The sequence below is a fragment of the Deltaproteobacteria bacterium IMCC39524 genome (genome assembly GCA_029667085.1).
Classification (GTDB): Bacteria; Desulfobacterota; Desulfuromonadia; order Desulfuromonadales; family BM103; genus M0040.
Genome location: JARUHJ010000003.1, coordinates 499,545 through 508,771 on the forward strand (window position 1 = coordinate 499,545; position 9,227 = coordinate 508,771).

The following is a 9,227-nucleotide window of genomic DNA, read 5'->3' on the forward strand; positions in this document are numbered from 1 at the left end:
ATTCTTACATCGCAGGCATTCTGCCACCGGGCCTGCGAGGGCTTTCCTCTACACTTTCAAACCATATGGGACAACATGCAATACCATTCCGATGATCTCTGTGGTCAACCATTAATTTGCGGAAAATTCGACTGGAACGCCGGTCCAGATCCGGTCCGGAGGGGAAATTTAGGGGCTACGCAGGGAGTGCTACTGAGGGGGCGCTGCAAAGGGAAAGGCCGAGGTGGGAGCCCCGGCCTTTGGAATTTAATCTAATGGATTATTAGAAACTATAGCGCACACCTAGCATCGCGTTGTGGGTGCCGTATTCAACTTCAAGATCATCGAAATCACCATCATCTGTATCGAAGTATCGATATTGGACGTCAATTTTCGTTTGCGGATTTATAGCAAAGGCAACACCTACGGCAACTTGATAGGCAAAAACATTATCATCTTCGCTGCCTAGTTCATCGAAATCACCTTCAACATTCGCGTAACCAATGCCAGCGCCTATGAAAGGACAGATCGTTTCTTCTGGCATAAAATCATAATAGCCATTTACCATCAAAGAAACAGTCGAAATATCCCCATTATTTGATCCAGATCCTAAATCTGAGTCAAAATCATCCACATCACTCGTTCTGTACCCAAATTCAACCTCACCACGAAGTCCATTTTCGTAAGCGTTGCCAATTGCAGCAGTAATTCCAAAACCAGTATCAAATGAAATTTCAGCTTCGTCACCGACATCATCTTTAGTGTCCGAATCCTCAACCCATACCGCACCCACGTTGCCTGAGACATATGGTGCAGCGAACGCAGCAGACACACCCAACCCGATGAACATCGTCAGTGCCAACAGAACAACGAACTGCTTCTTCATGAAACCCTCCCCTGATGAGTGGAAATACATCGTCGCTCCATTGTGACGATGCAAATCGACATCTTCAACTTTAACAAAAAATAACGGGTTGATTCCAGATGTCAAGAAGAGAGTAAGAGGAGACTGTCAGTGCCAACCTCGCCCCAGAACGCCCGCCCCGGACCGGCCATGCTATAGCTGGAAAGGGATATCCCTGGAGACAGGAGAAACGGCAACCGAACGGCGACCAGCGGACCGGATGGGGACCGCAGAGCGAAAAAACAAAGGCCTCCTCGTTTGAGACGGCCTTTCTATAGATGGTCGGGGCGAGAGGATTTGAACCCCCGGCCACCTGCTCCCGAAACAGGCAGCTAAACATTCCTACAAGTCACGACTTATGAGACGAAAAACGGCTTCTTATTGATCGACATATTTAAGAAGCTCTTTAATCCGCAAAATGATGGCCATCTGCTAACGAGTGGCCATTTATTATTTATCAGGTCTTGTAAGAACCCCGTGCGTGGGCGAATATTTTGGTTTGGGTTGGTAGGCCTGTCTCTTAAAGGCCGACCAGTGAGAACCATACCCTGATTTAAAAATTAATGCTTAAATGTCAGGTGTCTGATAAGTTTAGTTTTCTATTAACCACATCACAACAAAGATAACGTGAGCTAAAATGGACCCCAAAAGCCATACGCAGCGTTCCAAAGACGAATTATCAGAGCATAGAAAGGTCTTAGAACTCTCCAGGCAGGGTCACCGCCTATTTAAAGAAAAAAGATATCTTGAGGCCTGCTCTCTGTTCGAGGCAGCGTATGAGCTGGAGTCAGACAACGTATATATCCTCACTGGTCTAGGCGATACTTTGAGCCGGTTGAAATGCTTTTCTAAGGCAGCCCAATACTACCAAAGAGTTCTAGAAATCGACCCTGACAATCTCTTTGCTCTGCGCGGTATGGGAGACACCTTCCGCGGCCAACGTTTGCTTGATAAGGCATTGACACTCTGGGAACGTTACATCCAATTTAGACCCCGGGACATTTTCGTGTTAACTCGAATTGCAGATGGACATAAAGCTCTCGGCAACCATCACCGGGCTAGGACCTTCTACCACCAGACTCTCAGTATCAAAAAGGAAGACAGTTACGCCTTAATGGGACTTGCCGACCTTTACCAGAAAAATGGGCAAGATGAACTGGCCATCCAGAATTACGAGCGGGTATTGGAAAAAAACCCCAAGATGATCAACATTCTGACCATTGTGGCCAATCTTCACAGATATCGCGGGGAGTATGAGAAGGCCCGCGGATATTACGAGAAAGCCCTCAAGTTGGAATGTAATAACGTCTATGCCCTGTTCGGCCTCGGACACTACTATCGGTGGCAGCGCAATTACCCGATGGCCATATCATTATGGGAACGGCTTCTTGAGAGGGAACATGGCAGTGTCGATATGCTCGCCCGACTGGCGGACGCTTATCGGAACATTGGTAACTTGCCCGCTGCTGAGGCAACTTACCGGAAGAACCTCAAGAGTGGTTACGATAAATTCAGCCTGCTGGGCTTGACTAAATTACACGCAATGCGCGGTGAAATGGATGAGGTCTTAAGCTGTTATCGTCAACTCGTGACCAAGAAAGAAGAGGACGGCGGGATTTTGAGTCAGATTACTTCTGAATTGATTAAGCATCAAAGATTTTCAGATGCTGCAAGCTTCTGTCAGGGCGCCTGCGAACTGCAACAGAACAATCCTGATATTTACCGAAAGCTGGTCGAGCATGCTGAAAAAATCGGGATATCATTATCTCGCAATACATCATTAGAGAGTCCATACTAGTACCATGTAAACTCTTAATAACCGTATCTTGCTGGTTATTTGTCACGACTTCCGAGAAGAAGGCCGGCTTATTATTGATAGGGGTATTCAGTAAGCTCTTTAATACACAAAACGATGGCCGCCTGGATCAATTCCGAGCGGCCATTTTTATTTATCAGAGTTTACAGAAAATCGGCATTTTTATCAATCTGATCACATCCAAACAATGCAGCAGGAATTATAGGAAGAAATCTTTGGCTAGATATTGATAGAGGTGCTTGAGACATTCTTTAATCCACATAATTATGGCCAACTGGTAGCAGTTGGTCATTTTCTTTGATTGATCAGGGCATCACATTACATTGATACCGGGAGGAGGAAATGGCTGGTATATGTAGAAAGGCGAGTATTGAGTGGATTTAAACAGGATTATTACTTTGACAGATTACGTAATTTTAATGTATAGGTTTTATAAGTAGGGGTAAGTGAGATGTGGGTGTCTATTGGCGCTCTCCTGCCGTCACCTTTCGCTATATAATTCAAATTTCAAAATGACAGTGGATATTAGCGCTCAATTCAAGCTCTTTAAGCTTATATTAGTTTTAATCGTAGGCTCACTGTGGGCCATGTTTCAGTTAAATATGACAGGTGACGGAATTTCTTGAAAACGGGAGGTTTACAATGAAACATTGCATGAGGCTTTTAGCGGGAGTGATGTTCGTCGGTTTGATGCTCAGCGGAGGGACAACGTATGCTGATGAACTTGTCGAAATTCTACAGGATGATTTTAGTAGTAACACACTGAGCAATTACGTCGTTAACAAACAAACTAATTACGGCAATGTTTCTTATGACTCTGCTAATCAGCGACTCCTGATTACCTCGGGAGACAATGCAAATGTCGGAATAGAGCGGCTATTACAGGTCGCATCGGACACTGGTTATTTCGAATATCGATTTTTCCCTTTGAGGGTTTTCCCTTTCGATGGTTTAACACGAATTTTCGCCACGGACGGTTCTAATTCTTACTATAATTTTCATTTCTCCCACGATAGCGCTAAAGCTTCCCCTGGCAATTGGAACCAATATCGCGCTATTTTGGAAAAAGTAGTAGACGGTCAGATCGTCTTTCAAAAAATCTTTATTCCAACCCCGACAAGCTATGCTCTAAATACTTGGCATACTATCGCCCTCCGGTTTAGCCCACAATCCGTTACCGGTTACCTTGATGGAGAAGAGATTGTTACTGTAGCCGATCCCGACGCACAGCAGATTTCTGTCAACACGATTAAACTCGACTTCCCACAGCAAGATCAGTATGTCGACGACATTCGTGCACTAATCAAACCGCCACTTGTCGAAATTCTACAGGACGATTTTAGTAGTAACACTCTTAGCAATTACGTCGTTAACAAACAAACTAATTACGGCGATGTTTCTTATGACTCTGCTAATCAGCAACTCCTGATTACCTCGGGAGACAATGCAAATGTCGGTATAGAGCGGCTATTACAGGTCGCATCGGACACTGGTTATTTCGAATATCGATTTTTCCCTTTGAGGGTTTTCCCTTTCGATGGTTTAACACGAATTTTCGCCACGGACGGTTCTAATTCTTACTATAATTTTCATTTCTCCCACGATAGCGCTAAAGCTTACCCTGGCAATTGGAACCAATATCGCGCTATTTTGGAAAAAGTAGTAGACGGTCAGATCGTCTTTCAAAAAATCTTTATTCCAACCCCGACAAGCTATGCTCTAAATACTTGGCATACTATCGCCCTCCGGTTTAGCCCACAATCCGTTACCGGTTACCTTGATGGAGAAGAGATTGTTACTGTAGCCGATCCCGACGCACAGCAGATTTCTGTCAACACGATTAAACTCGACTTCCCACAGCAAGATCAGTATGTCGATAACATTCGTGCACTAGTCAAACAGGCTAATGCTGCGCCAATAGCCTTGGCCGGTCCAAATGTGTCTGTCACTAGCAGTGCTGTTGTCACGACCATTCTGGAAGGCCGAGCTTCCGATTCTGACAGTGACCTCCTGAATTACCGTTGGAAGGATAGTGACGACGAACTCATAGGGTTTGCTCCTGCGGGGCCTAACGGCGAAGCAGACCTTCCACTTGCGATCGTACCCCAGTTCAGCATTGGCCCACATATTCTGACCCTCGAAGTCAGTGACGGACAGGTTACATCCACGGACCAAATGGTCTTGACGGTTGAAAATGCAGCTCCTGTCGCGGCCATTGACGGTGGTGCAACCATTCAGCTGGGTGACACCCTCACTCTCTCGGGAACGACCTCTGATTTCGATGGCGATCTCCTTATTTACCGTTGGCTAGAAGCTGATGCAGTACTCGATACCGGCACGGTAGCTACTTTGCAGGGTGGTTTTCCTGTCTCCGTCCCTGAGATTTACCTTGCCGGTTTAGATTTGGGTGACCATGAAATTACACTTGAAGTATCAGATGGAATTAACTCAACGTTTGCGACGATTGCAACGGTCACGGTCATTGACACACTGGCCCCGGCACTGAGCGTAAACACAGCAAACAGCCTTCTCTGGCCCCCTAACCACCAGCTTGTCGAGGTTGCTATCAGCACACAAGTTTCAGACAATAGTGACTCGCAAGTCCAACTTTCGGCCCTTGCAAGCTGTAGCGAGCTACCTGATTCTGAAGGTGATGGTTCGACAATTCCTGACATTATTGGACCTACAATTGATCAGAGCTCTGGGCTCATAACCTTCCAACTCCGTGCTGAACGATCTGGAAAGGGGACTGGGCGTGTTTATACCGTGGTAATAACTGCCACTGATGAATCAGGAAACTCCAGTACCGCGTCTCTTAACGTTAGGGCACCACATGACTAAGGCCACTTGAAGTAATCGAGGGGTCGACCCTCAAAGAACTGTCGACGTTCGCTGTCGAGTTCTAAGTTTAGTTGATAACCGATATTTTGTTTACTATAGCGAAAAGTTAGTCGACAGAGTTACTTAGGGCTTATTGAGCTCTTGCCATGTTGTTAGGTCAATGACAACCCCCGCTTTCTACAAAGAGGGGGTTGTCATTGACAACTTTTCTAAAAGAATTAAGAGACATTATTCTTGTTTTATTGTTTTAGCTCCACAAACCAACCTACCTCCATTCCGTAAGCTACCCCAAGAAGGTCGCTCTAGGTAAATACTGATCGGGTTGACTGGGTTCGAGCCAGGGTCCCCAGCGATCGAAGCAGGTTCGCCAACAGGCTGCGTTATATTTTCAAAAGTCACGACTTCTAAGACGAAAACCGGCTTCTTATTGATGGAGGTATTCAGTAAGCTCTTTAATCCACAAAACTATGGCCACCTGGGTTCGATCCTTGGTGGCCTTTCTTTGTAATACAGGAGTGATCTGATTCCCATGGACAGCACATTCTGTTTTATATGTTAAAGCGAACTAATGGTTCGGTTTGAACGGGAGGAAAAATATGACAATCGAATCAGACTTAAATGTGGAGGTTCCTGTGATTAAGAAGAAGATTTTGGTTGTTGAAGACGAAGAATCTCTATTGAAACTTCAAAGTATACTGCTGACCTTGAGGGGTTACAATGTCGAAGGAGTAATGGATGGTCAGGCAGCATTAGAGGCAGTGGTAACTACGAACCCAGACCTGATTCTGCTTGATATTATGCTTCCCAAGATTGATGGCTTAGAGGTTTGTCGGCAGGTAAAGAATAACGAGGCGACCCGTCATATTCCAGTGGTCATGCTTACAGCAAAAAAGAGCATGGAAGACCGTGTCATGGGTAAGGAGGCTGGCGCCGACATGTATATAACAAAACCTTACAAGTCATCGATGGTCATTGAAACCATTCAGAGGATCCTCTCTTGAATCTAAACCTCCGTGGATTATTCCCAGGGGTCGTTTCTTATTTGTCACGACTTCCGAGAAGAAAAGCGGCCTCTTATTGATAGAGGTATTCAGTAAGCTGTTTAATACATAAAACTATGGCCACCAAGGTTCGATCGTTGGTGGCCATTTTTAACACAGCTCCTTGATCCGTTACTTCTGAGCCGCTACCTTAACCATGATGTGGGCGTAAGGAGTCCCTTTCCACATCACGTAGACCGGATCGTTCGTGTCAGTGGACAGCCCTTCAAGCAAGGCCTGATCGGGCACCAGAATCATCAAGTGTGGCCCTTCCTTGACCCAGTCATTATCGTTAGTCGGCTTGGGGGCAAAGGGGTCAGTGTTACTGACTCCAATGGCGTCTCCTTCACCGGCCAGCATATAGGAGACACTAAGCTCATCGACCGTGACCGGTTCCTGCTTCATCAGAGCACCTAGCACTTTATCCCATTGAGCTTGGTTGCACATTGGTCCGGTTGTTGCGGTTTCAGGGTAGCAGTTCCATCCGTTTGTTCCCTCTCTAAGAACTTTGCCATCCATCGTCTTAATGGTGGCATCCTGAGTGATCACCTGCGGGGCAGCACTAACCGCATTTTCGATCAGTGCTTTTGTACTTTTTTCTGCATGAGCACTTCCTGCCAACGTGGCAATAGACGCTGCGGTTAACAATAATATAGCCAACATAATGGAAAGTGTCGCCTTGATAGAGCTTTTCATGATTGATCCCTTTCCGCTCCGCTTACACTAAAAGAGAAAAAGCCGAGCCTACCGTTAGAATTTGTCCTTCGGTAGCTCGGCCATCTTGTAGTGAAAGGAGGTGAGATCCGCCGCTTTCCGTCCCCACTTTTCAGCAGGTTTGGTTTTATCGAGACCTGTTAGAACAATTATCCTCTCCTGTTAGTTCTGGAGTCAAGGGGGGGGGGGCTAATTTAACAAAAGTTATCGATACCTGATTCTGTTTTTATTTGTCACGACTTCTGAGACGAAAAACGTCTTCTTTGTGAAAGAGTTATTCATGAAGTTGTTTAACCTATAAAATTAAGGCCACCTGGTAATCAAACCAAGTGGCCATCTTTATTCCAGCTAGATCCAGGCAAGGGCGTCCTTTCCATTTTAGGATTAGTCAGCTACGGCCTTGACGGTGACTGGACAAGTAATTGTATTAAATACCGGTGAGTATTTCTGTGCCATTTCTACCAGCTCTTGCTTTTCCTCATCGCTTATATCTGCTTCGATTTTGAAATGTACACGGATTTCTTGATAAGCTACCGGAATTGTTTCAGAGAGCCCGAGAAAGCCTTGTACATCAAGATCACCTTCAAGACGTGACTGGACTGACTTGATCTCAATCCCCCGGGCTGCTGCATGGGCAACCATGGACGTCGTTAGGCAACCTGAAAGCCCGACCAGCAAGTATTCAACCGGATTAGCCCCTTTGTTCTCTCCAAGCAGAACCGGTGGTTCATCGATCTCGTAGACCAGCGGCTCCCGACTGTTGTCTTCCTGGAGTGCGCCATAAAATGATTTAACAGTAGCCTGGTTGTGGGTTCCTGCTTGCCACTTATTGGTTGCACGAAATTTGAATTTAGAGATTTCCGGGTTTCCTTTGATGGCATCAATAGTATCGAAGAGTTGTGTAACGTTGACGCCGTTGACGACAGTTGTTGTTTTCATGATGATACTCCTTTATGGCAGACAGACATGTCTGTCTTACTGTGGGGTAAAAAAATATATCTACCCCGGGTTGATTAGACGCTCAACAAGCTTCACTCCCTGAATGGCAGGCCATATATCATGGTAAATCTCAGTCATGGCAATTGCCCCGCCAAGAATTAGCATATAGTCATCAGCTAGTACCTGTACTTCAAAACCCTCATAGGACTGGGTATCCGAATTGATCAAGTCCTCGGTAAGGGTACGTATCAATTTCCTGAGGCTCTCATAGTGATGCAGACCTTCTCTTCGTAGAGTATTTTTCGGATCGGGAACCTCTGCCACCATGTTGAGAAATGCGCAACCGCGTAAATTGTTTGCTTCAAGCCACGGTTGCACTGATTTCATGACTGCCATAAACCGTTCAACTGGGGTGTCATGGTCATGGACAAAGGCGTTTATTGCTTCATACTCTGACGTGTTGCGGTCTCTAAGGTATGCCAGGCATAAGTCATCTTTTGTCCTGAAGTGATTGTAGAAGGTCGCCTTGGCGACTCCTGACGTGGCAATCACTTCGTTGATGCCTGTCGCACGGAAACCTTGGTGAAAAAAAAGGTCGGCTGCCGTTTCAAGTATCCGCTCGCGAGGAGCTATGTTTTTGTCTTTCTTTGTCATGATTTAAAATTAGCATGTACAGACCTGTCTGTCTATATCAGTTTAAATTATTTTTCTCTTATGCTTAGGCACGTCGAGCATATGGCAAGCATTGATGACTAGGTTCTCAAAAGTCACGACTTGTGAGACGAAAAATCACTTCTTATTGATAGAGGTATTAGGTATTCAGTAAGCTCTTTAATACACAAAACTATGGCCGCCAAGTTTTGTTCCTTATTTCAGGGTCAACGGCCCGAACAGCCGCTGCCCTGGTTGATGTTAACAAGAACACTGCAGCCTACTATTTTCACCGGTTGCGCCAGTTGATTCATCAGGCCGTAGAAGACGAAACTCTCTTCGC

8 protein-coding genes and 1 riboswitch are annotated in these 9,227 nt (G+C 45.7%); of the genes, 4 read left to right on the forward strand and 4 right to left on the reverse strand.

What is annotated here, in order from left to right; genetic code table 11:
* Positions 1-262: 262 nt before the first annotated feature.
* Positions 263-865, reverse strand: coding sequence for an outer membrane beta-barrel protein (locus tag P9J64_10440; protein ID MDG5468733.1), 603 nt, complete (start codon positions 863-865; stop codon positions 263-265).
* Between the two features lie 655 nt (positions 866-1,520).
* Here P9J64_10440 and P9J64_10445 point away from each other — a divergent pair.
* The 3 genes from P9J64_10445 (at position 1,521) to P9J64_10455 (ending at position 6,541) form a co-directional block, all read left to right on the forward strand.
* Positions 1,521-2,681: a tetratricopeptide repeat protein gene (locus P9J64_10445; protein MDG5468734.1), complete on the forward strand. Its 1,161-nt coding sequence runs from the start codon at positions 1,521-1,523 to the stop codon at positions 2,679-2,681.
* Positions 2,682-3,341: 660 nt separating this feature from the next.
* Positions 3,342-5,540, forward strand: coding sequence for a hypothetical protein (locus P9J64_10450; GenBank protein ID MDG5468735.1), 2,199 nt, complete (start codon positions 3,342-3,344; stop codon positions 5,538-5,540).
* Positions 5,541-6,172: 632 nt separating this feature from the next.
* A complete protein-coding gene (locus P9J64_10455) occupies positions 6,173-6,541 on the forward strand; it encodes a response regulator (protein MDG5468736.1) in 369 nt (122 codons plus the stop codon).
* Between the two features lie 171 nt (positions 6,542-6,712).
* On the opposite strand, the gene P9J64_10460 is transcribed toward P9J64_10455, so the two are convergent.
* The 3 genes from P9J64_10460 to P9J64_10470 form a co-directional block, all read right to left on the reverse strand.
* Positions 6,713-7,276: a hypothetical protein gene (locus P9J64_10460; protein ID MDG5468737.1), complete on the reverse strand. Its 564-nt coding sequence runs from the start codon at positions 7,274-7,276 to the stop codon at positions 6,713-6,715.
* A 67-nt stretch (positions 7,277-7,343) separates the two neighbouring features.
* Positions 7,344-7,430: riboswitch (cyclic di-GMP riboswitch) on the reverse strand.
* Positions 7,431-7,678: 248 nt separating this feature from the next.
* Positions 7,679-8,233 carry an OsmC family protein gene (locus P9J64_10465; GenBank protein ID MDG5468738.1) on the reverse strand — a complete coding sequence of 185 codons (555 nt, stop codon included), beginning with the start codon at positions 8,231-8,233 and terminating at the stop codon, positions 7,679-7,681.
* A gap of 60 nt (positions 8,234-8,293) precedes the next feature.
* Positions 8,294-8,887: a TetR/AcrR family transcriptional regulator gene (locus tag P9J64_10470; GenBank protein MDG5468739.1), complete on the reverse strand. Its 594-nt coding sequence runs from the start codon at positions 8,885-8,887 to the stop codon at positions 8,294-8,296.
* A gap of 206 nt (positions 8,888-9,093) precedes the next feature.
* On the opposite strand from P9J64_10470, the gene P9J64_10475 reads away from it, so the two are divergent.
* Positions 9,094-9,227 (forward strand): IS1595 family transposase (locus P9J64_10475; GenBank protein ID MDG5468740.1); only part of this gene is annotated, 134 nt, incomplete at its 3' end.